The following is a 25,275-nucleotide window of genomic DNA, read 5'->3' on the forward strand; positions in this document are numbered from 1 at the left end:
CTCAGAAATATCCTTCACGCTTCTTCTTTTCCATGGAGCCGGACTGGTCGCGGTCGATGGCGCGGCCCTGGCGTTCGGACACCGTTGCAATTTCGAGTTCGGCAATCACCTCTTCGAGGGTGGTGGCCTGTGAGCGGATGGCGCCGGTCAGCGGGAAGTCGCCGAGGGTGCGGAAGCGGATCATGCCTTCCTGGCGGACTTCGCCGGGCAGCAGTTCCAGGCGCGGATCTTCAGCCAGGATCATCATGCCGTCGCGCTCCACGAACGGCCGCTTCTTGGCGTAATAGAGCGGCACCAGCGGAATGTCCTCGGCTTGGATGTAGCGCCAGATATCGACTTCGGTCCAGTTCGACAGCGGGAAGGCGCGCACGCTCTCGCCCTTGCGGATCATGCCGTTATAGACGTTCCAGAGTTCCGGCCGCTGGTTGCGCGGATCCCAGCGATGATCGGGCGTGCGGAAGGAATAGATCCGCTCCTTGGCGCGGCTGGCTTCCTCGTCGCGCCGCGCGCCGCCGAAAGCGGCGTCGAACTGGCCGGCATCGAGCGCCTGGCGGAGCCCCTCGGTCTTCATGATGTCGGTGAAGGCGGCCGATCCATGCGTGAACGGCGTGATGTTTTCGGCCTTGCCGCGCGGATTGATGTGTTCGATCAGATCGAGATCGTACTTCTTCGCGGTCGCGTTGCGGAAGGCGATCATCTCGGAAAATTTCCAGCCGGTGTTCACATGCAGCAGCGGGAAGGGCACGCGGCCGGGATAGAAGGCCTTGCGCGCCAGATGCAGCAGCACCGAGGAGTCCTTACCGATCGAATAGAGCATGACGGGACGCTCGAATTCGGCCGCAACCTCGCGGAAGATGTGGATGGATTCGTTTTCCAGCGCTTTCAGATGCGGGTCGAGCGGCGCCTTGGCGCTCTGCGGATTGCTGAGTTCCGTATCCGGACGGCTATCGGGCATGTGTTACTCCAGACTGTCGATCCTTTGCGGGTGCCCGCAAAGCAATTCCTTGGCGTTGGCGTCCCCAAGGCTGCGGCGGTCGCCGCGCCCTGATTGGGAAAGCCGTGGGGTGATTATTGTGCGGCGATCGCTGCGGCCTCTTCGGCGACATGCAGGCCGCATTCGCGCGTCTCGTCCTGCTCCCACCACCAGCGGCCGGCGCGTTCCGGCTCGCCGGGCTTGATCGCCCGCGTGCAGGGTTCGCAGCCGATCGAGGGATAACCGCGGGCGTGCAGCGGATTGACTGGCACGCCATTTGCGGAAACGAAGGCTTTGATCGCCTCCAGGTCCCAATCGGCGAGCGGATTGACCTTCAAGAGGTGACGTTCGGCGTCGTATTCGGCAAAGGGCGTTTCGGCGCGGTTGGCCGATTGGCCGCGGCGCAGGCCGGTGACCCAGATCGCAGCACCTTCGAGGGCACGTGCAAGCGGCTTCAGCTTGCGCACGCCGCAACAGGCATGCCGGGCTTCGACGCTCTCGTAGAAACCGTTGAGGCCGTATTGCGCCGCATAGGCATCGATATCGGCCTTTTCTGGCTCGAAGCGATGGATATGGATGTCGTACTGGCTTTCGGTCTCGTCGATCAGCGACAGCGTCTCGGCAAACAACCGGCCGGTCTGCAGCGTCGCGATATCGATCGGCAGGCGGTGCGTGCCGATCTCGGCGGTGATCACCTGGTCCTCGATGCCGAGTGACGTCGTGAACACCACGCGGCCGCCAAGGCCGGAGACCAGCGACAGACGTCCGGCAAGGTCGAGACCTGCCAGTCTGTCGTTCAGCGCCTCGGCTTCCGCAATCGGCCCTTCTTCCGCAATCGTATTGATAGCAGTCATGAGAATCCTGTCCTTTGTTGACGTGAGTATCGCAGTTCACGCATGGATCGGACAGAAAAAGGGATTTCGAAAGCTGCGGGCGGAGGAGCAAATATCTCTCCGAAGCTGCCGCGATGCAGAAAAGCAGCCGCCTGCGGATGAAAATCCACATCGGCAGCTCGAATGTCTATAGAAATAGTAGAGTTACACGCAGCCTGTCAATCCGAAATCTGAAGTGATGCCGAAAATGGTGCAGAAGGCGCGGTTTTGGCATAAATTAAGCGCGCTTGGCCGAGGGCGAAAAACAAGGCCAAAACGCTTGTCTCTCAAGGCTTTCTCCGGCGCGTTCAAATTCCGTTCATGCTGGTTGTGCCATAGAGACAAAAGAACTTCTGTAGCGGTGCGAAGATTCGTGCCGTCTGTGTGTGTCGATGGTCAAAAATGATTACGCAAAAGGCGAAATATGCGCTGCGGGCGCTCACGGTCTTGGCTGATGCCGATGCCGACGAACCGGTGATGATTTCCGATATCGCGGCGCAGCAGAAGATCCCGAAGAAGTTCCTCGAACAGATCCTGCTCGACCTCAAGCATCACGGCATCGTCGTCAGCCGTCGCGGTAAGCAGGGCGGTTATCTCCTGCTGAAGCCGGCCCACGCCATCACCTTCGGCGAGATCCTGCGCATCATCGACGGCCCGATCGCGCCGCTTCCGTGCCTGTCGATCACCGCCTACCGCCGGTGCGACGATTGCGACGGCGAACAGAACTGCCAGATCCGCCATATCTTCGCCAAGGTCGCAGACGCCACCCGCAAGGTGCTGTTCTCCACCACTATCGCCGACGCCGTCGCCCCAAAGCACAACGCCGAAGTCACCCGGCTGCTGGCTTGAGCTTTTAGCATTACGTCAGGAATGAACGACGGTTGTATCGACCCTACGGCCGCAGACCTCCTATCGTATAGCCGCCATCAACGGTGATCTCTTGCCCGGTGACGAAGTTGGCGTCTTCGGAAAGCAGCCAGGCGACGGTTCCCGCAACATCCTCCGATGTCCCGTTTCGCCCAAGAGGCGTGTGTGCGGCGAGGCGTGCGGCAAAAGCCGGATCGATAACATCATCTGCCATCGGAGTCAGAATGATGCCGGGATTGATGGCATTGATCCGGATGTTTCGAGGACCTTGCTCCACCGCGAAGGTCCGCATCATGGCAAGCAAGGCCCCCTTCGTGCTTGCGTAGGCTCCCGCACCCGGCATCACGCCGCCTGCCGTCCACGAGGCGTTGATGAGAATGCTGCCTCCCTTCAGAAAGGGCAGGCAGTGCTTGAGCGTGAAGAAGGTGCCTCGAAGGTTGGTGGCGATCAGCGCGTCGAAATCATCCGCATCGGTCACTACCAGTGGCTTGAATTCGCCAAGAACCCCTGCATTGGCAAAGACGGCGTCCAGGCGTCCGAAGCGTTCGATCGTCTTCTCGACAGTCGCCGCGACGGCTTCATTGTCTGCAATATCGCAAGCAATCGCGATTGCCGCACCGCCCGATACCTCGATCTCCGACAGCAGTTGACGGATTGGATCCAGGCGGCGGCCGACAAGGGCTACCTGTGCACCTTCGGCCACCAGGCGAAGGGCAGCGGCCCGCCCCATACCCGTTCCAGCACCTGTAATGAGGACCGTTTTGCCGATGAATCGGGTTTGCGTCATGTCTTGCTCCTTGAATGAATTGCGTCATGGCCGTTGTAATTCCAGCGGCATTTCACGATAATTGGAGAAATTGCGTATTCATTTGAAAGCAGAATTATCGAATGGGTCTTTTTCGCTCCATGCAGGTGTTTGTCACGACGGTGCAGGAAGGCTCGATGAGCGCAGCATCGGTAAAGCTCGGCATATCGCCGGCGATGGTCGGGCAACATGTGGCCGCACTGGAGGAGCGGCTCGGTACGCGCCTTCTGAACAGAACCACGCGTCGCCAGAGCTTGACGGATTTCGGCATGAGCTATGTCGAGCAGTGCAGGGACATCCTGGAGCGCGTAGCAATTGCGGATCAGGACGCAGAGGCATCACAGACGAAACCGCGCGGGCTATTGAGGATCACGGCGCCGACGACTTTTGGGGCAGAGGTTTTAATGCCGGCTTTGCATCATTATCGGGAGCTTGCCCCTGACGTGACGCTGGATATCACCTTGACGGATCGCAACGTCGATATCGTCGAAGAAGGTTTCGACATTGCTATCCGCATTGGAGAGTTGCCCGATAGCCGCCTCATCGCGCGTCATCTCGCTCCCTATCGAATGATGATTTGTGCTTCACCCGATTACCTCGAGCGTCAAGGGAATCCCGGCCATCCAAGCGAACTTTCCGGCCACGAAACCATCGGCTTTACCCCGGCAGCACGGTCGCCATGGAAGCTGTCGAAAGGCAAGGATGAGGTCGAAGTCGTCCCTAAAACGGCAATCACCGTCAACAGCGGTCAGGCTGTCCGCATGGCTGCTCGGGCTGGGCTGGGTGTCATCATGCAGCCAGCCATTCTCCTGACGTCGGATATACAGGCTGGCCTTCTCGTCCGGCTCTTCCCGGATTGGAAACTGCGTGAACGGCCCATGTCGCTCATCTACCACCGTGATCGACGCATGACCCCGCGCTTGCGCAGCATCATCGCCTTTGCCATTGCAGAATTCGGCAGGGAACCTGAGGACTAGGTATATCGTCCCGCCGATTGACCTGAAATCATTTGCAGGCAGAGACGCTCTTGACTTCAAGATTTGGTGAAATCCCTTTTCTTCCAGTCGGGATGCTCCACCTGCCTGACCATGCTGGTAGGGAGAATGTCATGTTTGGAATTTCAGCACAGCGGATCGTGGCTGCGGCCATATTCTCGGCGGCCCTCGCGACAGGGGCGGCCGCTCATCACGGCTGGTCCTGGGCTGAGGCGGATCAGATCGAACTGCGCGGCACCATCGAGAAGATCTCCATGGGCGGACCGCATCCGACGCTTGATGTCGCCACCGCCGATGACGGCGTCTGGCTTATCGAGCTCGGCAATCCGCGCCAGACGGAACGCTCCGGCTTCGTCGAAGGCGTGGCCAAGCCCGGCGACCAGGTGGTGGCCTTTGGAAACCGTTCGCAGGATCCAAAGGAGAAGCGAATGAAGGCGGTGCGTCTCACTATCGGAGAGAAGCGCTACGATATCTATCCCGACCGCATCAAGACGAACTGACCTCTGGGCGAACTGACCTGTCGTGATGGACACGCTCGAATGGCTGTCGGCTACCATGCCTGCGCTCGCGCTCCGGCGCTCCGGAACGCTCTACATGTTGGTCAACGCCGCCCATATCCTGGCGATCGGCCTTCTCATCGGCGCCATCCTGCCGCTCGATCTGAGGCTCGCCGGCTTCTTCCGCAAGGTGCCGGTTGAGATCGTCGCGCCGTTTCTATCACGCGCCGCCGCCGTCGGCCTTGCCGCGGCCGTTGTCACCGGCTTTTGCCTCTTCAGCGTCCGGGCGGTGGAATATGCCGCCAATCCCGCCTTCCTTGCCAAGCTTTGCCTGATCGCCATCGGCCTTCTCAACCTGTCGATCGTTCATTTCGGGCGAGGCTGGAAAACGGCGGTATCGACAGGCATCGTCCGGCCCGGCCTGCGCTTCTCCGCCACCCTGTCGGCCGCGATCTGGATCGCCGCTGTGATCGCCGGACGGTGGATCGGATTTCTCTAAGGCAAAGACCCGCTTGCCGGTCTTCGATCTCATCCATAGCAACTTGCTATAATCAGATAGTTGCGCTAGATTGCAGCTATAGCAAAATGCGATACGCGATTCCGGATTTATGCATATCGTCACGCAGAAAAAAATCTGGGAGGCGAAAGACCGATGGCCTCAAACAGCCAATGCCCTGGATACTTGGTATCGACTGATGAAGTCGTCGGAGCCGACAGACTTCGCCGACATGAAATCACTGTTTCCGGCAACGGACAAAGTCGGGCAGCATCACGTGTTCGACATTGGCGGCAACAAGCTGCGCTTGATCGCGATGGTGCACTACAAATTTAGGAAGGTCTATATTCAGCGGATTATGGATCATGCCGAGTACGACAAAGGAGCATGGAAGGGTTAGGCCGATGAGCGCACTTGTAAAACTGGTAAGCGAGCACTGGACGCATGTGGCTCCTCTTCTTGCCATGCCGGCCAACGAAGCTGAGTATGATCATCTCGTGAAGCAACTTGACGAGATTCTCGCTGAAGTGGGCGACGATGAGGATCATCCTTTGGCGTTGCTTGCGTCTCGTATGGCGGACCTTGTTGAGGCCTATGACGAGCAAAACCGCCCAATGCCTCCGGTGACTGGCGCCGATGCACTCCGTTATGTCATGGAGGAGCGCAGCCTTGGCCAGTCCGAGCTGCCGGAAGTGGGCGCTCAGTCCGTCGTGTCTGAGATTTTGAGCGGGAAGCGACAAATCAATGTTCGACAAGCCCGCGCGCTGAGTGAGCGATTTCTGATACCGGCATCCGTATTTCTATCGCTCTGACGATAGACATTCCCGACGACCAGCGACGACCGGTCGGTGGCAGTGCTGCCCAATAGGTCTCTACGCTTCAGCGGTCGCTGACGGCCGCGCGCGGATTGACTCACGGTTCCTGGTTCGAGCGCGCCAGCGGCTGTTTGCCGAGGATATGGTCGGCCGCCTTCCCTCCGGTCATGATCGATGGTCCGTTCAGGTTGCCGAAGGTGACGTGCGGGAAGATCGAGCTGTCGGCGACGCGCTCCCTCCGCGGGCTCGAGCGGCACGGCGGTTTCAACATGCTGTTCGAATTCATCGCCCGAATCCTCTGCCGCGACCATCCCACCGTCAGCCTCGCAGCATGCGACGAGCTTCGTAAGCTTCCAGGAACTCCGGAGAGGCGACGTCATCGGCCAGCGCGCGCAGCGCAGCCGCGGAAGGACCGAGCACCACCTCAACGCGCTGATTGGCATCGGCCCACAGGGCCAATGCCTCGTGCAGGCGTTGCTCGCCAGGCGTCGTCAGCATTGCGTGCTTCGTCCGGCCATCATGTTCGTCAGGCATGAGCTCGACCAGTCCGTCCCGGACGAGCGGGCGAAGGGCGTGGGTCAAAGCAGAAATGCTGACGGCAAGGCGCTCGGCGAGCAATAGCAAAGTTGGCCATCCATGGCCGCCTTCGTGCAACGCTGCTATCTGGGTCAGAAGTCCGACTTGAGTGGCCTTCAGGCCGGTTGGCGCCACCGCGTCATCATAGATCTGCCCCAACCGCCGTGACGCGCGCCGGAGGGCGGTGTTTGTGCACACGAGTTCGGCCAGGAGTTCCGGCGGGCTCAGCCTGCCCGCGCGCAACTCCTCCCCTGGATCGCCAATCGAAAGTTTCTTGCCCATCCCAGTGAAATAGTTGAGGGCTCATCCATTGACAAGAGGACATCGCGACCATACGTAAACTTGAGTACTCAACCAAATAGGATTTTGACATGTCTGCATCATCGCCCAAGCCCGTTGCCCTCGTCACCGGCGCCTCCGCTGGCATCGGCGCCATCTACGCCGCGCGCCTCGCCGAAAGGGGCTATGATCTCATCCTCGTCGCCCGGCGGGCCGATCGTCTGAAGGCGCTCTCGGACAAGCTCGGCGCTACCCACGGCACGAAAGTCGAGGTCGTGGAAGCCGACCTGACGAAAGACGCCGACGTCACCCGCGTTGAAAAGGTGCTGAAGGAAAATTCAGCGATCACGCTCCTCGTCAACAACGCCGGCAACTCGACCTTGGCTCCGGTCGCAAAGACCGCTGAGGAAGACGCGGCCGCGATGATCGCACTCAACATCACTGCGCTCACGCGGCTGACACACGCCGTTCTGCCTGCATTCCTCAGCCGCAACCACGGCGCAATCATCAACGTCGCTTCGGTCTTGTCCTTTCATGCCCTGCCGATCAGCGCGATCTACAGCGGCACCAAGGGCTATGTGATGAACTTCAGCCGCGGTCTGCAGCAGGAGCTGGCTGAGACCAATGTCCGCCTGCAACTCGTCATGCCGGCGGCCACGGCGACCGAACTCTGGGATTTGTCGGGCGTACCGCTGGCGTCGCTCAATCAGGCGACCGTCATGACGTCCGAAAACCTGGTCGACGCCGCCCTGGCCGGTTTCGACAAGGGCGAAGATATCACGCTGCCATCCGTTGCCGACGCCAGTCTGTGGGACAAGTTCGACCAAGCCCGATCCACACTGTTCGCCGCGACGCAGACCGGTGAACCTGCGCCCCGTTACCGCGCCGTCTAGACGCCCCGAACGATCGAGCGCACGGATTAACCCCTACGCCAGCGGCGTCGGCAGATCCGTGCGGTTGATTGATATTCATTTTAAGGAAATTCCATTGCCCAGCTTGTTCGACCAATTCACGCTGAAAGGCGTCATCCTCCGAAACCGCATCGCGGTATCTCCCATGTGCCAATATTCCGCGATTGATGGCGTTCCGAACGACTGGCACGCCGCCCATCTCACAAGCTTGGCGCGCGGTGGCGCTGGCCTCATCAACGTCGAAGCCACGGCTGTCTCTCCGGAGGGGCGTATCACGCCGGGCTGTACCGGTCTTTGGAATGATGTCCAGGCCGAGGCATTTGGGCCGATTGTCGCCGGCATCGAAAAGGCGGGCGCGGTCGCAGGGATCCAGATCGGCCACGCCGGCCGCAAGGCCAGTGCAAACCGCCCTTGGGAAGGCGACGATCATATTGCCGATAGCGATCCGCGCGGCTGGGAAACCATCGCACCGTCCGCCATCGCGTTCGGCGGCGGCTTGGCCAAGGTGCCGCGCGCCATGACGAAGGCCGACATAGATCGCGTCCGTGGCGATTTTGTCGCTGCAGCGATCCGCGCGCGCGACATCGGATTCCGCTGGCTCGTGCTGCATTTTGCTCACGGGTATCTCGGCCAGAGCTTCTTCTCGCCGCATTCGAACCAGCACGACGACGAATATGGCGGCAGCGCCGATAACCGTGGACGCTTTCTCCTCGAGACGCTGGCGGCCGTTCGTGAAGTCTGGCCCGAGGATCGTCCGCTCACGGCTCGCTTCGGCGTCATCGAGTTTGACGGTCGCGACCAGGAAACCCTGCGGGACGCGATCGATCTAGTCGGAAAATTCAAGGAGGCCGGCCTCGACTTCATCGACGTCAGCCTCGGCTTCTCAACTCCGGCCGCCAATATTCCCTGGGGTCCAGGGTTCATCGCGCCTTACGCCGATCAAGTCCGCAAGGCCACTGGCCTCCCCGGTGCCGCAAGTTGGAACATCACTCAGCCGGAGCAAGCGGACGAACTTATCCGAAGCGGGCAGCTTGACCTGGTTATGATCGGCAAGGCGATGCTCGCCAATCCGCATTGGCCCTACGAAGCCGCGCGCAAGCTCGGTGTCGAGCGTCCGTCCTGGACATTGCCTGCCCCTTACGCACATTGGCTCGCATCCTACCGCACTGCCTGATTGATCGGGGCTCTCGAACAGCGTTGAGGGGCCCTGTCTCCTGGCATTAAAAAACGAACCCGGCCCGCTGATTCATGGTTGCGATATCGCAGACATCGCGCCTTACATCAGACTGGTTGGGCCGTGACGCCTCGCTTCTTATCGATCGCTGACGGCCGCGCGTGGGTTGACCCATGGCTCCTGGTTCGAGCGTGCCAGCGGCTGTTTGCCGAGAATATGGTCGGCCGCCTTCTCGCCGGTCATGATCGAGGGTCCGTTGAGGTTGCCATAGGTGACGTGCGGGAAGATCGAGCTGTCGGCGACGCGCAGGCCATCGATGCCGATCACCCGCGTTTGCGGATCGACCACCGCCATCGGATCGTCCTTGGCGCCCATCCGGCAGGTGCCGCAAGGGTGATAGGCGCTTTCCAGATGTTCGCGCAGGAAGGCGTCGATCTCATCGTCGCTTTGCACGCCTTCACCCGGCTGGATCTCCGGCCCGCGATAGTCGTTGAAGGCGCTCTGACCGAAGATTTCGCGGGTGAGGCGCACGCAGTGGCGGAATTTCTCCCAATCCTCCGGATGGCTCATATAGTTGAAGCGCAGCACCGGATCGGCCTTGGGGTCGGCCGAGCGCAAGCTCACGCTGCCGCGCGATTTCGACAGGTTATAACCGACATGAACCTGGAAGCCGTGGCTTTTCGCCGCCGCCTTGCCGTCATAGCTGATCGCCACGGGCAGGAAATGATACTGGATGTCAGGCTGCTTCAGCCCCGGCGCCGAGCGCAGGAAGGCGCAGGCTTCGAACTGGTTGGAGGCGCCGAGCCCGCCGCGCGAGAGCAGCCATCGCGCGCCCGCCACCCCCTGCCAGAACCACGGCAGCCAGGAATAGAGCGACACCGGCTTGGTGCTGACCTGCTGGAAGTAGAATTCCATATGGTCCTGCAGGTTGGCGCCGACACCCGGCCGGTCTGCCTTGACCGCAATGCCCATGTCCTGCAAATGTTGACCTGGACCGATGCCCGACAGCATCAACAGCTTCGGCGAGTTGAAGGAGGAGGCCGAGACGATCACCTCGCGGTTCGCCTTCACCACCTCTATTCTGCCGTTGCGCTCGATCTCGACGCCGGTCGCCCGCCCGTCCTCGATCACGATCTTGCGGGCGAAGCCATAGATGATCCCGACATTCTGCCGCTTCAGCGCCGGTCTCAGATAGGCGTTGGCGGCAGACCAGCGGCGGCCGCCGAAGATCGTCTGCTCCATCAGCCCGAAGCCTTCCTGCTTGCTGCCGTTATAATCCTCCGTCGTCTCGAAGCCCGCCTGTTTTCCGGCCTCGACGAAGGCTTTGAAGAGCGGATTGGTGAAGCCACCGCGCTGGACATGGAGCGGCCCGTCGGTGCCGCGCCAACCTTCTTCGCCGCCATGCGAATGTTCCATCCGCTTGTAATAGGGAAGCACGTCGGCATAGGCCCAGCCGCTGGCGCCGAGCTCTTCCCAGCGGTTGAAGTCCTCGGCATGGCCGCGCACATAGACCATGCCGTTGATCGAGGAGGAGCCGCCGATCACCTTGCCACGCGGCGCGGTGATACGCCGGTTGTTGAGGTTCGCCTCCGGCTCGGACAGATAACCCCAGTTATATCGCTTCATGCTCATCGGCCAGGCGAGTGCCGCCGGCATCTGGATGAACGGCCCAAAATCGCTGCCGCCCGCCTCGATGACGATGACGCTGTTCTTGCCGTCTTCCGACAGACGGTAGGCGAGAGCGGAGCCGGCGGAGCCCGAGCCGATGATGACGAAATCTGCTTGCATAGTCTTGTTCCCTCGAGCTGCCATCATCCGGCTACTTCTTGTTTTCCCAGAACCTGCCCCTCATCCGCCTGCCGGCACCTTCTCCCCGTAAACGGGGCGAAGGGACATGCCGCACCGCTTCCCCCAACCTCGACGCTGCGTATGCCACGTCCCCTATCCCCGCGAGCGGGGAGAGGGTTAGGGTGAGGGGCCAAGATGTTCTTCAATAAGGCGCCACCACCGGCCCCATGCCCACATAGACCGTCTTCAGTTCGGAATAATGCTCCAGCGCGGCCAGCGAATTCTCGCGGCCGAAGCCGGATTGTTTCGAGCCGCCGAAGGGGATTTCCACCGGGCAGAGATTATAGGTGTTGATCCACAGCGTGCCCGCTTCCAGCCGGTCGACGACGCGGTGAGCGCGGGTGAGGTCGGCGGTGAAGACACCGCCGGAAAGGCCGAATTCGCTGGCATTGGCGCGCGCAATCACCTCGTCCTCGGCGTCGAAATCGAGCACGCACATGACAGGCCCGAAGATCTCTTCACGGGCGATGGTCATGTCGTCGGTGACATCGGCAAACACCGTCGGCTGCACGTAATAGCCTTCGCCGGAGACATTGTTCGGAATGCCGCCGCCGGCAATCAACGTCGCGCCCTCGGTCTTGCCCTTCTCGATGTAGGAGATCACCTTCTCGCGCTGCGCCCAGGAGACCATCGGCCCGACCTGCGTCGCCTCATCCATCGGATCGCCGATCAGCATCGCCTCGGTGCGGACCTTCAGCCGCTTCAGGAATTCGTCCTTGATAGCCTTCTGCACGAAGACGCGTGTGCCGTTCGAGCAGACCTGGCCGGTCGAATAGAAATTGCCGAGCATGGCGCCGCCGACTGCCGAATCGAGATCGGCATCGTCGAAAACGATCAGCGGCGACTTGCCGCCGAGTTCCATCGTCACGTGCTTGAGGTTGCCGGCCGCCGCCGCCGCGACCCTGCGCCCCGTCGGCACCGAGCCGGTCAGCGACACCTTGGCGACATCGGCATGGTTGACGAGCAGCGGCCCGGTGTCGCGGTCGCCCTGGATCACATTGAAGAGTCCTTTCGGCAGTCCGGCCTCAAGCAGGATCTCGGCAATCTTCAGCGCCCCGAGCGGCGTGTTCTCCGACGGTTTGAACACCATGGCATTGCCGCAGACAAGCGCCGGCGCAGCTTTCCAGCAGGCGATCTGCTGCGGATAGTTCCAGGCACCGATGCCGACGCAGACGCCGAGCGGCACCCGCTTGGTATAGGCAAAATCCTGGCCGAGCGGGATCTGCGAACCGTTGAGACCGGCCGGCGCAATGCCGCCGAAGAATTCGAAGGCATCGGCACCCGAGGTCGGGTCGGCGACAACAGTCTCCTGGATCGGCTTGCCGGTATCGAGCGTTTCCAGTTCGGAGAGCGCCCGGTTTCTCTCGCGCATGATGTCGGCCGCCCGTTTCAGGATGCGCCCACGCGCCATCGGGCTCATCCCCGCCCATTCCGGCTGGGCGCGTTTGGCCGCCGCAATCGCTTTCTCGACGATCGCGGGCGTTGCCGCATGCAGCCGGGCGTTCACCTCGCCGGTCGCCGGATAGAGGCTCTCGATGACGGTGCCGTCGGTGTCCTCGACATATTCGCCATCGATGAAGTGCGAGGCTTTCGGCTGGGCTTTCATGTCATTTGTCCTTTGGTCGTTCGATGTGGTCGTCCCTTCTCCCTTCGGGGAGAAGGGGAGGCGGTGGCCAAAAGCGCATTCAGATAATCTTCCGTCAGCGCGATCGAGGCTTCAATGCCGATCGGCGCGGATTTCAGACTTTGCCTGATATAGAGCCCGTCGATCATCGCCGCAGCGCCTTCGGCGATGCGTTCTGCGGCGTCAGTGGGCAGCAGCGCCTTGAGGTCGGCCAGCAGATTGGAGCGCAGCCGTCGCGCATAGATCACCAGGAAGCGCCGGGTCTCCTCCGAGCGCTGCGCTTCGGCATAAAAGGCAAGCCAGGCGGCAATCGTGCCCGGCGCGAACTGGTCGGCGTGGAAGCTGACGCGGATGATGGCCGAAAGCCGGGCGCGCGGCGTCCTGGCGGCCTTGAGCGCCGCCACCGTATCGCTGCGCAACTGTCTCAGAAGCGAGCGGATCGTCTCGATCAGCAATTGCTCCTTGCTGCCGAAATAATGATGCGCCAAGGCTGGCGACACGCCGGCTTGCCGGGCGATGTCGGACATGGTGACAGCAAGCGAGCCGTGATCGCCGATCACCCGCAGCGCCGCATCGACAAGCGCCTTGCGGCGCACCGGCTCCATTCCGACCTTCGGCAACAGACCACTCCTTTGAAATCAGCGACAGGTTATTTTTGATTGACTGATCAATCAATAAAAATCTTTGCCGATTTGCTCGAACGCAGATCTTTCCCTCCCGAATTGCTGCAGCATATTCGAACCTGTCAGGAGGTGCGTCATGGCCGATGTCTTTGAGGGAACGCCGACATCTTCGCTGCAATCGAAATGGATCTGGTTTGCCGGCCTCGGCGTGCTGCTGCTCGTCTGCGGTCTGATCGCGCTCGGCAATCTGATGCTCGCCACCGTCGTCTCGGTCTATTATGTCGGCATGCTAATGCTGTTCGGCGGCGTGATCTATCTCGTCCATGCCTTCCAAGTGCGCGGCTGGGATCACGTGCTTTTCTGGATACTGAGCGGCCTGCTCTATGTGCTTGCCGGCATCTGCGCCTTCATCAATCCAATCCTGACCTCGGCGGCGCTGACGTTGTTCCTGTCGCTGGCGCTCGTCGTCGCCGGCGTCTTCCGCACCTGGGTCGGCATGCGCATGAAGCCGGTCAAGGGCTGGCGCTGGATCGTCGCAAGCGGCGTCATCACCGCTCTTGCGGGTTTCGTCATCGCGCTCGGCTGGCCGGTGAACAGCCTGTGGATTCTCGGCCTGTTCCTGGCCGCTGATCTCATCGTCCAGGGCTCAACCTTGATCGCTTTCGGGATCGGCATCCGCAGTTCAAACTGATGCCGCTGACCGTGCTTTTTTGACAAGACTGGGACAGGGGATTAGACTTAAGGGGTTACGGGCCAATCCCAGCACACGGATGGTCCGATGTGCGAATGCACCAAGGCACCGGCGAGATCGCCGAGAATGCTAAAAATGGTCATGCGTCCCCCAGAGGCAGGGTTCTGCCTGATCAGAAAAGGGAGGAAGTTCATGCCGATGGTCACCGTTTCCATCTCCCCGCAACAGGCAGCGGGAATCCGCGCCGCCGTCGATAATGGCGGTTATGCCTCGAGCAGTGAGGTTGTCCGCGAGGCGCTGCGCCTCTGGGATACCGCCCGCAAGCTCAATGAGTTCCGGGACGATATTCTTGACGACAGCGCCCCATCCGGCGGCAGATGCGTCGCCGACATGTTCGCTGATCACGAGGCGGAGCGCCGTCGCTCCGCCTGAACAAGCGTCTGATTGCATTGGAAAAATTGAATAGACGCGGAACGCGTGCAAGACCCTTGCGCGTTTCATAAAACTTTCACATTGGCGAAAGAGTTCATTGATCCTTCTGCGGCATGTTGCCTGCGAAAAAGAACAAGTCACAGTGGAGATCAGCATGTCCTTGGCTGCCACCGTCGCGCCGGATGTCCTGCGCCGCTACGCCAGCGATCAGATCGTAACCCTTGCCAAGCTCGTGGTCGAGAATGCCTTCCAGCCGATCGTCGAGGCCGGCACCGGCACGGTTTTCGGCTACGAATCTCTGATGCGCGGCCAGGAGCGCATCGGCTACGAGACGCCGGTCGACATCCTCGACGAGGCTCACCAGGCCGGCCAGCTGCTGCAACTTGAGCAGATGGTCGCCAGCCGCGCGCTCGCCAAATTCGCCACACTGTCGAATTTCTCCACCTCGACGCTCTTCCTCAATCTCGATGTCCGGCTGATCCCGCATGGCGAACACCTGGTCGAGAGCCTGCTGCAGCATCTGCGGAAGGCGAATATTCCGCCATCCTCCGTCTGCTTCGAATTCTCCGAGCGTTTCGACAATACCAGCGTGCCGGAATTTTCCAGCCTGGTTTCCAGGCTGCGCAAGGCCGGTTTCAAGCTGGCGATCGACGATTTCGGCGTCGGTCACGGCGAGATGAAGCTGCTCTGCGACTATGCCGTTGATTACCTCAAAATCGACCGCCATTTCGTCGCCGAGATCGACCGCAGCCCGCGCAAGCGCCATCTGTTGAAGAGCATCGTCAACATCGCCCACGTGCTCGGCACGCGCGTCATCGCCGAGGGCATCGAGACCGAGGCCGAATTCATCGCCTGCCGCGAATATGGCGTCGACCTCGTCCAGGGCTGGTTCATCTCCCGCCCGACGACGCATATATCGGAGCTGGCGCCATCCTTCCCGCATCTGCAGGAGCTCGGCAAGAGCAAGCGGGGCAGCCAGTCGCTCGACGAAATCCTCATCCGCAAGCAGATCGAACTGCTGCCGACGGTCTATGAGAATGACAGCATCGACAGCGTCTTCGAACTCTTTCGCCGCAATCCGCGCCAGGCCTTCTTTCCCGTCCTCAACGCCAATGACGAGCCGCGCGGCATCATTCACGAGCATCACCTCAAGGAATATATCTACCAGCCCTTCGGCCGCGATCTCTTGAAGAACAAGATGTATGAGCGCTCTATCTCGCATTTCGTCGAGATGGCGCCGATCGTCGGCCTCGACAGCGACGCCGAGCAGCTGATGGCGATCTTCGCCAATATGGAAGGCAGCAACTGCCTGATCCTGACCGACAATATGCGTTATGCCGGCGTCGTCTCAGCTGCCTCGCTGATCAAGGTGATCAACGAGAAACAGCTGAAGACCGCGCAGGACCAGAACCCGCTGACCGGTTTGCCGGGCAATCGCGCCATCCGCGATTTCATGCGTCAGTCCGGCCGCGACGGCGATGAGCTCCGCCACTTCTGCTATTGCGACTTCGACAATTTCAAGCCGTTCAACGATGCCTACGGCTTCCATCTCGGCGACCACGCGATCTCGCTGTTTGCCGCGCTGATGCGCCGCTATTTCTTCGCCGAGCGCCATTTCCTCGGCCATGTCGGCGGCGACGATTTCTTCATCGGCGTCGTCGGCTGGAGCAAGGAAGAGCTGACGGAGATCCTCGACCGGCTGATCAGCGATTTTCATGACGATGTGCGGGATTTCTATTCCGATGAGGACCGTGCCGCCGGCCGTATCCTCGGTCACGACCGCACCGGCGCCGAAGCTTTGTTCCCGCTGATGCGCTGCTCGATCGGCGTCATCGAACTGCCGGAAGGCCTCGTTGTCGACGATATCAACCGCGTCAGCGCCGAAATCGCCATCATCAAGTCGGCCGCCAAGGACAGCGAGGAAGGTCTCGTCTTCCATTTGCTAGGCGAGGCGAATTGACGCCTTTGCCACATCGTGCCTTCCCAAGCCTGCGGGGCTGATTTATTCCGGTTGCTTCCGATTAGGGAGGAGCCGGTCATGCCTTTGCCTCAGGATATGCGTTTCGTCGATCTGCCGTCCTCCGGTGGCCCGGAGGTGATGACGATCGGCTGGAGTCCGCTTCCTGTGCCCGCCGACGGAGAGGTCCTGGTGCGCGCCGAGGCGATCGGCGTCAACCGCCCCGATATTGCCCAGCGCCAGGGCAGCTATCCCCCGCCGAAGGGTGCGAGCCCGATCCTCGGCCTGGAATTGTCCGGCGAAATCGTTGCCGTCGGCCCGGGCGTCAGCGGCTATGGCGTCGGCGATAAGGTCTGCGGCCTCGCCAATGGTGGTGCCTATGCCGAATATTGCCTGCTGCCGACAGGCCAGATCCTGCCCTTTCCCAAGGGCTATGACGCGGTGAAGGCGGCAGCTTTGCCTGAGACCTTCTTCACCGTCTGGGCAAATCTCTTCCAAATGGCCGGGTTGACGGAAGGCGAGACGGTGCTGATCCATGGCGGTTCCAGCGGCATCGGCACGACGGCGATCCAGCTCGCCCGCGCCTTCGGCGCCGAGGTCTACGCGACGGCGGGCTCAAAGGAGAAATGCGAAGCCTGCGAGAAGCTCGGCGCCAGGCGGGCGATCAACTACAGGAGCGAGGACTTCGCCGAGGTGATCAAGGCCGAGACCGGCGACGGCGTCGATATTATCCTCGACATGATCGGCGCCGCCTATTTCGAGCGCAACATCGCCTCGCTGGCGAGGGACGGCTGCCTTTCGATCATCGCCTTCCTCGGCGGTGCGCTCGCCGAAAAGGTCAATCTCTCGCCGATCATGGTCAAACGGCTGACGGTCACCGGCTCCACCATGCGGCCGCGCACGGCGGAGGAAAAACGCGCTATCCGCGACGACCTGCTCTCCGAAGTCTGGCCGCTGCTGGAAGCCGGCACTGTCGCCCCCGTCATCCACAAGGTCTTTGCCTTCGAAGAGGTCGTCGAAGCCCACCGGCTGCTGGAAGAGGGCAGCCATGTCGGCAAGGTCATGCTGCGCGTCGGCTAGAGCAATTCCAGCAAAAGTGCGCAGCGGTTTTGCGTCCGGATTGCGAAGAAACAAGGAGCAATTCCAGCAAAAGTGTGCAGCGGTCTTGCCAGGCAAAGCGCGAAGCGCTTTTGCCGGGAATTGCCTCAAAACAAGGAGATAGGGCGCTCTTACTGCGTCCTATCGGACGCGCGGCGCGGTAATGTCAGCGACACGCCAACCGCGAGAACACCGGGCAGCGCCATCAGCAGATAGAGCCAGTGCGCTGCCGACAACGCGCCTGATATGCCGCCGGGATGAACGAGGCCGGCGCCGTTGGCGATCAGGCCGGCAAAGGCGGCCCCGAACGCCCCACCAAGCGAACTCATTGTCGGGATCGCGGCAGAAGCCTTGTCCTTCTCGTTGTCGGCGACGAGCCTCAAAACCATGGCGACCAGATGCGCCCAGCCGAGACCGATGCCGAAGCCCATCATGAACATGCCAATCGCCGCCGGCACGATGAGGAGCATATGCCCCTCGGGATTCTCCTTGGCGAGGAAGACGGCGAGGCAGGCGGTCGCCGCCGCCTCGATGAGGGCGCCAATGACGATTGCCCAATAGGCTCGGCCGCCGGCCCACCAGCCGCTGAGGAAGGCCGCGAAGGTCCAGCCGAGGGCGACGAGCGCCACGAGATAGCCCGAGACGATCGCTGGCACCCCATGCAAGGTTTGCAGGAAATAGGGAATGAAGACATCGCTGACGAGAACGACAGTCATGGCGAGCATCGCCAGGTAGACCCGTGAAATCGGCTGCGAAAGGTTGATGGCGCCGGAGGGCAGCAGGTGGTTCGGGCTTCGGCCCTCGGTGACGATCATGCCGGCGACCGCGACGACCGAAGCCGCGATCAGCGCGACCTTCGTGGCTGTCGCCTCGACCGCGCCGGCCGCACTCACCATCAGGACGGCGGCAAGCAGCAGCCCGATCTGCGCAACCGGCGTCTTTGCCTGCTCGCGGTCGTCCTCGACGTCAGGCAATAGCCGCGGCGCCAAGACCGCCATCAGCAGGCCGAGTGGCACGAGCACGATGAAAGCATAGCGCCAGGCGTGGCCCGTAGAAAAGAAGCCGCCGAGCGTCGGCCCGATGACGGTCGAGACCCCCCAGATTGCCGCGTAGAGCGTCGAGGCCTTCGGCCATAGCGGCTCGGGATAGACGAAGCGGATGAAGGCATAGCCGAGGGCGGCAAGTGCGCCGGTTCCGAGACCCTGCACCGCGCGTCCGATCAGCACCACCGGCATCGACGGTGCGGCTGCGGCAATCAGGCTGCCGACGCCGAAGACCAGTGCTGCGATCACGTAGACGGACCGAAGCCCGATGCCGCGCGGCCGCATGGCGACGAAGATCGAGCCGAGCACGGCGGCGGCGACGAACAGGCTGGTGACCCAGGAAAACAGCGCGAGCCCGCCGATATCGCGCACGATCGAAGGCGCGATCGTCGCCATGATGTAACTCTCCACCGCATAAAGCGTCACGCCGCCGGCCAGCATCAATGTTGCCGGCAGGTGCTCGGGCAGGAAGAGGCGGAAGAGGGAGCTGGGGGGGATGGCTGCTGTCTGGTCGATATTCGACATGGGAGGGCCCCCGAGATTTTTGCTGGCGAAGGATTATTTTCCAAGTTATAAATTGGAAAAATTGCATGCCGTCTCGAATTAAACAAGACTTGACTTGGAAAATATGCGCCAGTCCCCAGCCAACCGGATTCTGATCCTGATAAAGACCGACGGCCCGCAGCTCGCCGCCGCGATCGGCGATGCGCTCGGCATATCGGGCGAGGCCGCCCGCCAGCAACTGTCGAAGATGGCGGAGGAGGGGCTGGTGGAACCGGTCACCCTTGCCAGCGCGGGCCGTGGCCGGCCGCGCCAGCTCTGGCACCTCACAACGAGCGGCAACCGCCAGTTCCCTGACGGCCATGCCGAGCTGACGGCAAATCTCCTCGGCACGCTCGTCGAACAGCTCGGCCCCGCAGCGCTCGATACCGTCATCTCCGCCCGCGAGGCCGAGACGCTGCAGCGCTATAGGCAGGAGCTCAGTAAGGTCGGTGACCTAGCCTCGCGCGTCGAGGCCCTTGCCGGCATCCGCACCCGCGAGGGTTATATGGCCGATTGTTGGAGGCAAGAGGACGGATCCTTCATGCTGGTCGAAAACCACTGCCCCATCTGTGCGGCCGCCACTGCCTGTGCCGGCTTCTGCCGCTCCGAACTCGAAACATTCCGCACGGTCCTCAGTGCTAAGGTCGAACGCAGCGAACACATCCTCGCCGGCGCCCGCCGCTGCGCCTATCGCATCACGCCCGGTTGACGTCTGTCGATCGTCGCACTTCACGCGGGCTGCCGCGCCTGGCGCCTGCTGCTTTCGAGATAGAGCAGCACTCCGATCGATGCGAGACCCGCGGCCGCGCCGACGAAGGCGGTGCCGGAATAATCGGTGATCGCGGTGCCGAAGGCAAAGAGGCCGGCGCTCACGCCAACCCCAATGAACGTGTTCAGCGAGATCAGCGAGGTTCCGAGCCCCGGCCGGTCCGCAATCAGGTCCTGCAGATAGGTGATCGGCACGCTGAGGATCGCTGCCGCCCCGCAGGCATTGAAGAGGAGGAGTGCGTAGACGTGCCAGGGCGCGGAAGCAAAGCCGAGCAGCAGCAGATAAACGCAATAGATCAGCGCGCCGAAGGCGAGCACATGCACGGTCCGGAAGCGGCGCTGCACAAATCCCCACATCATCATGAACGGCATCTCGAGCAAGGCGGTCAAACCTGCCATGAAGCCGACATCGACCACGGTGCCGCCGGCCGCATGGGTGATGATCAGCGGCAGGAGCATGGCATTCAGCCGCTGCAGCCCGAACAGCATCGCCATGACGATGACGCGCGACAGCACATGCGGCACGAAAATCCGTTTCAGCGAAGCAATGAAGCCGACTGGATCGGGGGCAGGGCCGCCGGCGCCATTTCCGGGTGCGAAGAAGAAATACAGGCAGAAGCAGGTGCAGCTTGCCAATGCCGCGATCCCATAGGCCGGCGTCATCGACGGCGAACTGACGAGATAGAGGCCGATCAACCCCGGCGCCAGCGCCCATGAGCCGGAAAAGAGCGCCCGCACCATTGCGGTGATCGCCGCCCCCTGGCCGCGGTCCATCTGGTTGGTCCTGGCGCGCAGGCTGGCGAACAGCAGCGAATAAGTGGAATTGCTCATCGGCACCAGCAACAGCGTGGAGAAGATGAAGACCGCGGGGCTATGGACGAGCGCGATCGACCCGAAGCCGAGCATGCCGGCAACGGAAAGCCCCAGCACCAGCGGCCGGCGCTCCTTCAGCCTGTCCGACCAGATGCCGAGCGTCAGGCTCGTCGTGACGTTGACGATCGAAGAGAAGAACACCAGTGCCGAATAGCCGCCGTTGCTCAAGCCAAGTTCGTTGATCCCGATGATCGACTGGTAGGGCGCGGTCGACGCATAGGTGAAGGCGAGCGCGACGAGGGTCACGGTCGGAATTCGGATCCTGTTGTCGCGAAGGATCAAGGAAAAGGTGGATGGCATGGGGGCGGTTCCTGATGCACCACTCTTAGCTGCATCGGACCTATCAGAGAAACGATAGTTTTCGATCGCCTCGGTCAATTTATGTGATGAATGTTTGGACGATGTGATCGCGGTCCGACCCCACAGCGCGGCCGAGCGCCGAACTCAGAATTTCGCGACCAAACCTGAGAGCCAGAAGTCGATTTGCCCGAAGGGAAGCACCTTTCCCAAAAATCCGACCAGAGCTGACGTGCTGACGATCAGCGCTAGCCCCAGAAGTGTTCCGAGTATTATTCCAACGCTCGCCTTTGCCGGCCGGCGTGCCAGCCAAGACGCCAGAGCCAAAGAAACAATCGTCAAAAATGCCAACAATATGGACTCGGTCATAGACAGGCCTACTTGCAAAACAATCCCTTGGGATGTGAACCCGGCTGCACGATAGCGTCCCGATGCGTCGAAACTCAAGGCCTAGGATGGCGGAGGTTGCGGCGCGACCCGCAGGAGGCGCAATTCCGGTGACTTCGCTGTACTTGCTCCAGAGGCTCACCCCGCCCTCCGTCTTCCTCGGGCTTGACCCGAGGATCTACGCCGGCCTCCACCGGCAGCGGGTATGGATCCTCGGCTCAAGGCAGAGGAGGACGGAATATGCGGTGACGTCCAGCCACAGATAGAGCCGGTGCACTAGCAGCAGGCACCCGCGCAGCCGCCTAAACCCTGGCAAAACGTCAACCCCGTTGGCTTTCCCCGCGTGACGCGTTATGGACTGCGCTATCCCGCCAGCATCCGGATAAAAGCTCATGACCAATCCCGTCACCGTCGAAGTCACCCGCGGCCTGCTCGTCGAAAGTCGCCATCGCGGCGCGGTGGCTGTGGTCGATGGCGACGGCAAGCTTGTCTTCTCGCTGGGCGACATCGAGGCCGCGGTCTTCCCGCGCTCGTCCTGCAAGGCGATGCAGGCTCTGCCGCTGGTCGAGAGTGGTGCTGCAGATGCCTATGGCTTCGGCGACAAGGAATTGGCGCTTGCCTGCGCTTCGCATAATGGCGAGGAGGAGCATGTGGCGCTTGCCGCTTCCATGTTGTCGCGCGCCGGTCGCGATGCGCAAGCGCTGGAATGCGGCGCCCACTGGTCGATGAGCCAGAAGATTCTGATCCAGCAGGCCCGCACGCTCGAAGCGCCGACCGCGCTGCACAACAATTGCTCGGGAAAACATGCCGGCTTCATCTGCGCCTGCTGCCATCAGGACGTCGATCCGACGGGCTATGTCGGCACCCATCACCCGCTGCAGATCGAGATCCGTGCGGCGATGGAAAGCCTCACGGGAGCCGTGATTGGCGCCGATAGCTGCGGCACCGATGGCTGCTCCATTCCGACCTATGCCGTGCCGCTCAGGAGCCTTGCCCACGGTTTCGCCAAGATGGCGACCGGTACCGGCCTCGAACCCCTGCGCGCCAAGGCATCCCGCCGGCTGATCGAGGCTTGCATGGCCGAGCCTTTCTATGTCGCCGGTTCCGGCCGCGCCTGCACCAAGCTGATGCAGATCGCCCCAGGCCGCATCTTCGTCAAGACAGGCGCCGAGGGCGTCTTCTGCGCCGCGATCCCGGAAAAGGGCATCGCCATCGCACTCAAATGCGAGGATGGCATGACCCGCGCCGCCGAAGCCATGGTGGCGGCGACACTCGCCCGGTTCTTCGAGACGGAAGATGAGGTGCATGCGGCGCTGATGGCCTATGCCGCAACGCCGATGCGCAATTGGAACGGCATCCATGTCGGCGATGTCAGGGTCACCTCCGCCTTGGCCGGATGAATGCGAGTTTGCATACATAAGTTATTAGAAAAATAAGAATTGACTAATATAAAAGGGTACGTCCTGCGATCGCGGATGCACCCTTTCGCGGCGACGTGAGCACAGTCCTGGAAGCCGTGAGGGCGGGGCATGTTTGCAGGCCGCTATCTCTGGTGGATGCTGATGGGGATCGGCATCTTCATGTTCGCCGCGCTGAGCCTCGATTATATCACCTGGCTCACGATCCAGCTGTCCGGCTGCGGCGATATGTCCGGCGCCTGCGAGCCGGTTCTCCGGCTGATATCGGGCATGTTGAAACCCGCCTGCATCTGGGCTGCGATCGGCGTGCTTTTCGTGGCGACGCTGCTCCGTCTTCACACTCTCTCGCTCATCTGGTTCTGGGGACCGGTCGCCGCCATCTGGTTCGTCGCCTCCACGCCGATGCTCCTCTTCCTGGCAGCGGATGCGGCGGCTCTGACGCTGCCCGCCACCTTGGCGGCGCTGCCCGTCGCCTTCCTGTTTCTGGCGGCCCTCGTCGCCTATCTCGTGATTGCCGTCGAGGATGGCGACAGGCTGCCGCTTGCAGCCTCCGTGCCGTTGCGCTTCACACTCCGCCTGACGGCGGTCTACGGCGCGCTTGCCGGTGCAGCCTTCATGCCGGAACTGTCGCCGATCGCCGGGACCCTGCTCGACATGCCGGCACTTTCCGTCGTCATCGCGCTGGCGCAACCCTATCTGCAGACGGTGCTCACCCTTGGAACCGGCAGCGTGGCGCCGGCCTATGCCGTGCTGGCGGCCTTCATCGCGGCCCTTGCCGCAAGTCTCCTGCCACATGCTGCAGCACCACAGCCCTCCCGCAGCACTATCATGCTGCGGCGATTGCGCCGTTGAGATCGCGATAGGGTTTCAGCTTTTCCGCTGTCATCTCCATGGGCACGATCAGCCCCGCCACCTCGGAAATGCCAAGCACCGGGCAGGGCGAGACGAGGTCGAACTTCTCCTCGGTCAGCAGCACATGCGTTTCAGCCGAGCAGCGGGCGATATGCCGCTTGATCGCCGCTTCCTCGAAATCGCCGGTGGAAAGCCCGTGCACCGGATGCGCTGCGGTGACGCCGAGGAAGAAGAGATCGGGGCGCAGCTGCGCGATCGCCGCCATGGCCGCCGCGCCCGTTGCCACCATCGAATGTTTGTAAAGCCGCCCGCCGGTGAGGATCACCTCGGCCGTCGGATGGTGTTCGAGTTCGGCGGCGATCGTCGGGCTGTGGGTCGCAACCGTCAGCGGCATGTCGCGCGGCAAGTGCCTGGCGATCTCCGCCGTCGTCGTGCCGCCGTCGAGGAAGATCATCTGTCCAGGCTTCACCATCGCCGCCGCCGCCGCGCCGAGTCGTGCCTTGATTTGCGACGAGACGCCGCGCCGGGCGGTGAAATCGGGCAGATCAGGCGCTAGCGGCATCGCCCCGCCATGCACCCGTTTCAGCAGCCCCTCCGCCGCCATTTCCCTTAAGTCCCGCCGGATCGTGTCTTCCGAAAGGGCGAAATCCTCGGCGACGCGCTTGGCGACCACCTGGCCGTCACGGCGCAGGATGTCGAGAATGAGGGATTTGCGTTGGGTTGTCAGCATCGGTTCTCTGCACGAAAATTAACATAACAGCCCGATGTTGCACGAAATGACTCGACATTCAAGAAATATCGTGCATTTTCACGAAATCCCGTGCATGAGGCCGGGGAGAGTGCTCACGCATAAAGCGGAGCGAAGGAGTGGATCATGTTGATTTTGATTGCCGGGCCTTATCGGTCCGGAACCGGCGACGACCCGGAAAAGATGGCCGCCAACCTGAAGCGGCTGGAAGCGCCTTCGCACGCGCTGTTTGAAGCCGGCCACGTGCCGATGATCGGCGAATGGGTGGCGCTGCCGATCTGGCACGCCGCCGGCGGCCGGTCGGTCGGCGACGCGCTCTACGAAGAGATCTTCCACCCCGTCGCCGGCCGGCTGCTGCAGCTCTGCGAGGGCGTGCTGCGCCTGCCGGGCGATTCCAAGGGCGCGGACAACGACGTCCGCATCGCCCGGGAACGCGGCATTCCGGTCTGGCACAGGCTGGAGGATGTGCCGGGCTGCGGCTGAGAGGTATCGGCGAAGCTCTTGCTCTTCGCTTACGCTCAGCACATTCGCGGCTTTGCCGCTCACCCCCTCAACCGACCCTTCGGGCCACCCCGCTGGGGAGAAGAGGGAGCAAGCGGGTTGGCTTCGGTTCCACAACAGACGCTTTGAGAAGTGAGGCGCTGCCACAAATCTCTTCTCCCCAGCGGGGAGAAGGTGCCGGCAGGCGGATGAGGGGGCCACACGGCACACCATACATTGCCCTTCGCTCGTGCTCAACGCACCTCACTTGTCCTGGGAGAAGCAAAACCCAATCCAACCAGTTCCGACCCGCGCACCGCTACGCTATAACCC

At 61.8% G+C, this 25,275-nt stretch carries 28 protein-coding genes; 16 read left to right on the plus strand and 12 right to left on the minus strand.

The annotated features are described in order from the left end of the window. Window position 1 precedes the first annotated feature (1 nt). A complete protein-coding gene (gene cysD / locus HFO71_RS11175) occupies window positions 2–955 on the minus strand; it encodes a sulfate adenylyltransferase subunit CysD (RefSeq protein ID WP_025393709.1) in 954 nt (317 codons plus the stop codon). A 113-nt stretch (window positions 956–1,068) separates the two neighbouring features. Then, window positions 1,069–1,827: a phosphoadenylyl-sulfate reductase gene (locus HFO71_RS11180; protein ID WP_018068798.1), complete on the minus strand. Its 759-nt coding sequence runs from the start codon at window positions 1,825–1,827 to the stop codon at window positions 1,069–1,071. Between the two features lie 420 nt (window positions 1,828–2,247). Here HFO71_RS11180 and HFO71_RS11185 point away from each other — a divergent pair, with 420 nt between their 5' ends. Further along, window positions 2,248–2,694, plus strand: coding sequence for an RrF2 family transcriptional regulator (locus tag HFO71_RS11185; protein WP_131641529.1), 447 nt, complete (start codon window positions 2,248–2,250; stop codon window positions 2,692–2,694). A 43-nt stretch (window positions 2,695–2,737) separates the two neighbouring features. On the opposite strand, the gene HFO71_RS11190 is transcribed toward HFO71_RS11185, so the two are convergent. After that, entirely contained in the window at window positions 2,738–3,499 is a 762-nt protein-coding gene (locus HFO71_RS11190) for an SDR family NAD(P)-dependent oxidoreductase (protein WP_131641528.1), read from the minus strand. 119 nt (window positions 3,500–3,618) lie between these two features. Here HFO71_RS11190 and HFO71_RS11195 point away from each other — a divergent pair, with 119 nt between their 5' ends. The 5 genes from HFO71_RS11195 to HFO71_RS11215 all read left to right on the plus strand — a co-directional run bounded on the left by HFO71_RS11195 (window position 3,619) and on the right by HFO71_RS11215 (window position 6,317). Further along, on the plus strand, window positions 3,619–4,494 hold the full coding sequence (locus HFO71_RS11195; protein WP_276522904.1) for a LysR family transcriptional regulator: 876 nt from the start codon (window positions 3,619–3,621) through the stop codon (window positions 4,492–4,494). A 131-nt stretch (window positions 4,495–4,625) separates the two neighbouring features. Next, window positions 4,626–5,012, plus strand: a complete 387-nt coding sequence (locus HFO71_RS11200) for a DUF6152 family protein (RefSeq protein ID WP_221988096.1) — start codon at window positions 4,626–4,628, stop codon at window positions 5,010–5,012. Window positions 5,013–5,034: 22 nt separating this feature from the next. Then, on the plus strand, window positions 5,035–5,508 hold the full coding sequence (locus HFO71_RS11205) for a DUF6644 family protein (RefSeq protein ID WP_077975881.1): 474 nt from the start codon (window positions 5,035–5,037) through the stop codon (window positions 5,506–5,508). Window positions 5,509–5,617: 109 nt separating this feature from the next. Then, on the plus strand, window positions 5,618–5,905 hold the full coding sequence (locus HFO71_RS11210; RefSeq protein ID WP_221988097.1) for a type II toxin-antitoxin system HigB family toxin: 288 nt from the start codon (window positions 5,618–5,620) through the stop codon (window positions 5,903–5,905). A 4-nt stretch (window positions 5,906–5,909) separates the two neighbouring features. After that, window positions 5,910–6,317, plus strand: coding sequence for a helix-turn-helix domain-containing protein (locus tag HFO71_RS11215; RefSeq protein WP_077975883.1), 408 nt, complete (start codon window positions 5,910–5,912; stop codon window positions 6,315–6,317). A gap of 100 nt (window positions 6,318–6,417) precedes the next feature. Here the strand turns inward: HFO71_RS11215 and HFO71_RS11220 are convergent, their stop codons facing one another. Then, window positions 6,418–6,606: a hypothetical protein gene (locus tag HFO71_RS11220; protein ID WP_131666466.1), complete on the minus strand. Its 189-nt coding sequence runs from the start codon at window positions 6,604–6,606 to the stop codon at window positions 6,418–6,420. 32 nt (window positions 6,607–6,638) lie between these two features. Next, window positions 6,639–7,178 (minus strand): MarR family winged helix-turn-helix transcriptional regulator, encoded by a 540-nt coding sequence (locus tag HFO71_RS11225; protein WP_168283740.1) that lies wholly within the window; start codon window positions 7,176–7,178, stop codon window positions 6,639–6,641. An 89-nt stretch (window positions 7,179–7,267) separates the two neighbouring features. Between HFO71_RS11225 and HFO71_RS11230 the strand changes: the two genes are divergently transcribed. Next, window positions 7,268–8,068 (plus strand): SDR family NAD(P)-dependent oxidoreductase, encoded by an 801-nt coding sequence (locus HFO71_RS11230; RefSeq protein ID WP_168283741.1) that lies wholly within the window; start codon window positions 7,268–7,270, stop codon window positions 8,066–8,068. Window positions 8,069–8,162: 94 nt separating this feature from the next. After that, a complete protein-coding gene (locus tag HFO71_RS11235; RefSeq protein WP_221988168.1) occupies window positions 8,163–9,260 on the plus strand; it encodes an NADH:flavin oxidoreductase/NADH oxidase in 1,098 nt (365 codons plus the stop codon). 138 nt (window positions 9,261–9,398) lie between these two features. On the opposite strand, the gene betA is transcribed toward HFO71_RS11235, so the two are convergent. The 3 genes from betA to betI form a co-directional block, all read right to left on the minus strand. Then, window positions 9,399–11,048, minus strand: a complete 1,650-nt coding sequence (gene betA / locus HFO71_RS11240; protein ID WP_168255150.1) for a choline dehydrogenase — start codon at window positions 11,046–11,048, stop codon at window positions 9,399–9,401. Between the two features lie 202 nt (window positions 11,049–11,250). Next, window positions 11,251–12,714, minus strand: a complete 1,464-nt coding sequence (gene betB, locus HFO71_RS11245; protein WP_221988098.1) for a betaine-aldehyde dehydrogenase — start codon at window positions 12,712–12,714, stop codon at window positions 11,251–11,253. Beyond that, a complete protein-coding gene (betI, locus tag HFO71_RS11250; RefSeq protein ID WP_376766860.1) occupies window positions 12,711–13,352 on the minus strand; it encodes a transcriptional regulator BetI in 642 nt (213 codons plus the stop codon). Before betI ends, betB begins: the two co-directional genes overlap by 4 nt. A 139-nt stretch (window positions 13,353–13,491) precedes the next feature. On the opposite strand from betI, the gene HFO71_RS11255 reads away from it, so the two are divergent. The 4 genes from HFO71_RS11255 to HFO71_RS11270 all read left to right on the plus strand — a co-directional run bounded on the left by HFO71_RS11255 (window position 13,492) and on the right by HFO71_RS11270 (window position 17,515). Beyond that, a complete protein-coding gene (locus HFO71_RS11255) occupies window positions 13,492–14,046 on the plus strand; it encodes an HdeD family acid-resistance protein (protein WP_077975887.1) in 555 nt (184 codons plus the stop codon). A 192-nt stretch (window positions 14,047–14,238) separates the two neighbouring features. Continuing rightward, window positions 14,239–14,478 carry a ribbon-helix-helix domain-containing protein gene (locus tag HFO71_RS11260; RefSeq protein WP_168255148.1) on the plus strand — a complete coding sequence of 80 codons (240 nt, stop codon included), beginning with the start codon at window positions 14,239–14,241 and terminating at the stop codon, window positions 14,476–14,478. Window positions 14,479–14,632: 154 nt separating this feature from the next. After that, window positions 14,633–16,438, plus strand: coding sequence for a GGDEF domain-containing protein (locus HFO71_RS11265; protein ID WP_131641520.1), 1,806 nt, complete (start codon window positions 14,633–14,635; stop codon window positions 16,436–16,438). Between the two features lie 78 nt (window positions 16,439–16,516). After that, on the plus strand, window positions 16,517–17,515 hold the full coding sequence (locus HFO71_RS11270; protein WP_168258143.1) for an NAD(P)H-quinone oxidoreductase: 999 nt from the start codon (window positions 16,517–16,519) through the stop codon (window positions 17,513–17,515). 149 nt (window positions 17,516–17,664) lie between these two features. Here the strand turns inward: HFO71_RS11270 and HFO71_RS11275 are convergent, their stop codons facing one another. Continuing rightward, complete coding sequence (locus tag HFO71_RS11275; protein WP_077975892.1) at window positions 17,665–19,101, minus strand: MFS transporter; 1,437 nt, start codon at window positions 19,099–19,101, stop codon at window positions 17,665–17,667. Window positions 19,102–19,204: 103 nt separating this feature from the next. Here HFO71_RS11275 and HFO71_RS11280 point away from each other — a divergent pair, with 103 nt between their 5' ends. Continuing rightward, on the plus strand, window positions 19,205–19,828 hold the full coding sequence (locus tag HFO71_RS11280; protein WP_221988099.1) for a helix-turn-helix transcriptional regulator: 624 nt from the start codon (window positions 19,205–19,207) through the stop codon (window positions 19,826–19,828). A 20-nt stretch (window positions 19,829–19,848) separates the two neighbouring features. Here the strand turns inward: HFO71_RS11280 and HFO71_RS11285 are convergent, their stop codons facing one another. Further along, window positions 19,849–21,060 carry an MFS transporter gene (locus tag HFO71_RS11285; RefSeq protein ID WP_221988100.1) on the minus strand — a complete coding sequence of 404 codons (1,212 nt, stop codon included), beginning with the start codon at window positions 21,058–21,060 and terminating at the stop codon, window positions 19,849–19,851. Window positions 21,061–21,204: 144 nt separating this feature from the next. After that, complete coding sequence (locus HFO71_RS11290) at window positions 21,205–21,426, minus strand: hypothetical protein (protein WP_231285186.1); 222 nt, start codon at window positions 21,424–21,426, stop codon at window positions 21,205–21,207. Between the two features lie 410 nt (window positions 21,427–21,836). On the opposite strand from HFO71_RS11290, the gene HFO71_RS11295 reads away from it, so the two are divergent. Then, window positions 21,837–22,844, plus strand: coding sequence for an asparaginase (locus HFO71_RS11295; RefSeq protein WP_077975900.1), 1,008 nt, complete (start codon window positions 21,837–21,839; stop codon window positions 22,842–22,844). A gap of 129 nt (window positions 22,845–22,973) precedes the next feature. Continuing rightward, window positions 22,974–23,714 carry a hypothetical protein gene (locus tag HFO71_RS11300; RefSeq protein WP_168258147.1) on the plus strand — a complete coding sequence of 247 codons (741 nt, stop codon included), beginning with the start codon at window positions 22,974–22,976 and terminating at the stop codon, window positions 23,712–23,714. Here HFO71_RS11300 and HFO71_RS11305 read toward each other — a convergent pair. Further along, the gene (locus tag HFO71_RS11305; RefSeq protein WP_077975904.1) at window positions 23,689–24,444 is read right to left on the minus strand and encodes a DeoR/GlpR family DNA-binding transcription regulator; all 756 of its coding nucleotides are present in this window, start codon (window positions 24,442–24,444) and stop codon (window positions 23,689–23,691) included. The genes HFO71_RS11300 and HFO71_RS11305 overlap by 26 nt on opposite strands. 144 nt (window positions 24,445–24,588) lie before the next feature. Between HFO71_RS11305 and HFO71_RS11310 the strand changes: the two genes are divergently transcribed. Then, window positions 24,589–24,945, plus strand: a complete 357-nt coding sequence (locus HFO71_RS11310) for a hypothetical protein (protein ID WP_003546432.1) — start codon at window positions 24,589–24,591, stop codon at window positions 24,943–24,945. Window positions 24,946–25,275 lie beyond the last annotated feature (330 nt).

The sequence above is a fragment of the Rhizobium laguerreae genome, from assembly GCF_019778565.1.
In the GTDB taxonomy this organism is placed as follows: Bacteria; Pseudomonadota; Alphaproteobacteria; order Rhizobiales; family Rhizobiaceae; genus Rhizobium; species Rhizobium laguerreae.

What these genes read in the sequence shown, in the direction of transcription:
- cysD (WP_025393709.1), bottom strand. Translation starts at nt 955, where the DNA reads ATGCCCGATAGCCGTCCGGATACGGAACTCAGCAATCCGCAGAGCGCC.
- HFO71_RS11180 (WP_018068798.1), bottom strand. Translation starts at nt 1,827, where the DNA reads ATGACTGCTATCAATACGATTGCGGAAGAAGGGCCGATTGCGGAAGCC.
- HFO71_RS11185 (WP_131641529.1), top strand. Translation starts at nt 2,248, where the DNA reads ATGATTACGCAAAAGGCGAAATATGCGCTGCGGGCGCTCACGGTCTTG.
- HFO71_RS11190 (WP_131641528.1), bottom strand. Translation starts at nt 3,499, where the DNA reads ATGACGCAAACCCGATTCATCGGCAAAACGGTCCTCATTACAGGTGCT.
- HFO71_RS11195 (WP_276522904.1), top strand. Translation starts at nt 3,619, where the DNA reads ATGCAGGTGTTTGTCACGACGGTGCAGGAAGGCTCGATGAGCGCAGCA.
- HFO71_RS11200 (WP_221988096.1), top strand. Translation starts at nt 4,626, where the DNA reads ATGTTTGGAATTTCAGCACAGCGGATCGTGGCTGCGGCCATATTCTCG.
- HFO71_RS11210 (WP_221988097.1), top strand. Translation starts at nt 5,618, where the DNA reads ATGCATATCGTCACGCAGAAAAAAATCTGGGAGGCGAAAGACCGATGG.
- HFO71_RS11215 (WP_077975883.1), top strand. Translation starts at nt 5,910, where the DNA reads ATGAGCGCACTTGTAAAACTGGTAAGCGAGCACTGGACGCATGTGGCT.
- HFO71_RS11220 (WP_131666466.1), bottom strand. Translation starts at nt 6,606, where the DNA reads ATGAATTCGAACAGCATGTTGAAACCGCCGTGCCGCTCGAGCCCGCGG.
- HFO71_RS11225 (WP_168283740.1), bottom strand. Translation starts at nt 7,178, where the DNA reads ATGGGCAAGAAACTTTCGATTGGCGATCCAGGGGAGGAGTTGCGCGCG.
- HFO71_RS11230 (WP_168283741.1), top strand. Translation starts at nt 7,268, where the DNA reads ATGTCTGCATCATCGCCCAAGCCCGTTGCCCTCGTCACCGGCGCCTCC.
- betA (WP_168255150.1), bottom strand. Translation starts at nt 11,048, where the DNA reads ATGCAAGCAGATTTCGTCATCATCGGCTCGGGCTCCGCCGGCTCCGCT.
- betB (WP_221988098.1), bottom strand. Translation starts at nt 12,714, where the DNA reads ATGAAAGCCCAGCCGAAAGCCTCGCACTTCATCGATGGCGAATATGTC.
- HFO71_RS11255 (WP_077975887.1), top strand. Translation starts at nt 13,492, where the DNA reads ATGGCCGATGTCTTTGAGGGAACGCCGACATCTTCGCTGCAATCGAAA.
- HFO71_RS11260 (WP_168255148.1), top strand. Translation starts at nt 14,239, where the DNA reads ATGCCGATGGTCACCGTTTCCATCTCCCCGCAACAGGCAGCGGGAATC.
- HFO71_RS11265 (WP_131641520.1), top strand. Translation starts at nt 14,633, where the DNA reads ATGTCCTTGGCTGCCACCGTCGCGCCGGATGTCCTGCGCCGCTACGCC.
- HFO71_RS11270 (WP_168258143.1), top strand. Translation starts at nt 16,517, where the DNA reads ATGCCTTTGCCTCAGGATATGCGTTTCGTCGATCTGCCGTCCTCCGGT.
- HFO71_RS11275 (WP_077975892.1), bottom strand. Translation starts at nt 19,101, where the DNA reads ATGTCGAATATCGACCAGACAGCAGCCATCCCCCCCAGCTCCCTCTTC.
- HFO71_RS11280 (WP_221988099.1), top strand. Translation starts at nt 19,205, where the DNA reads ATGCGCCAGTCCCCAGCCAACCGGATTCTGATCCTGATAAAGACCGAC.
- HFO71_RS11285 (WP_221988100.1), bottom strand. Translation starts at nt 21,060, where the DNA reads ATGCCATCCACCTTTTCCTTGATCCTTCGCGACAACAGGATCCGAATT.
- HFO71_RS11290 (WP_231285186.1), bottom strand. Translation starts at nt 21,426, where the DNA reads ATGACCGAGTCCATATTGTTGGCATTTTTGACGATTGTTTCTTTGGCT.
- HFO71_RS11295 (WP_077975900.1), top strand. Translation starts at nt 21,837, where the DNA reads ATGACCAATCCCGTCACCGTCGAAGTCACCCGCGGCCTGCTCGTCGAA.
- HFO71_RS11300 (WP_168258147.1), top strand. Translation starts at nt 22,974, where the DNA reads ATGTTTGCAGGCCGCTATCTCTGGTGGATGCTGATGGGGATCGGCATC.
- HFO71_RS11305 (WP_077975904.1), bottom strand. Translation starts at nt 24,444, where the DNA reads ATGCTGACAACCCAACGCAAATCCCTCATTCTCGACATCCTGCGCCGT.
- HFO71_RS11310 (WP_003546432.1), top strand. Translation starts at nt 24,589, where the DNA reads ATGTTGATTTTGATTGCCGGGCCTTATCGGTCCGGAACCGGCGACGAC.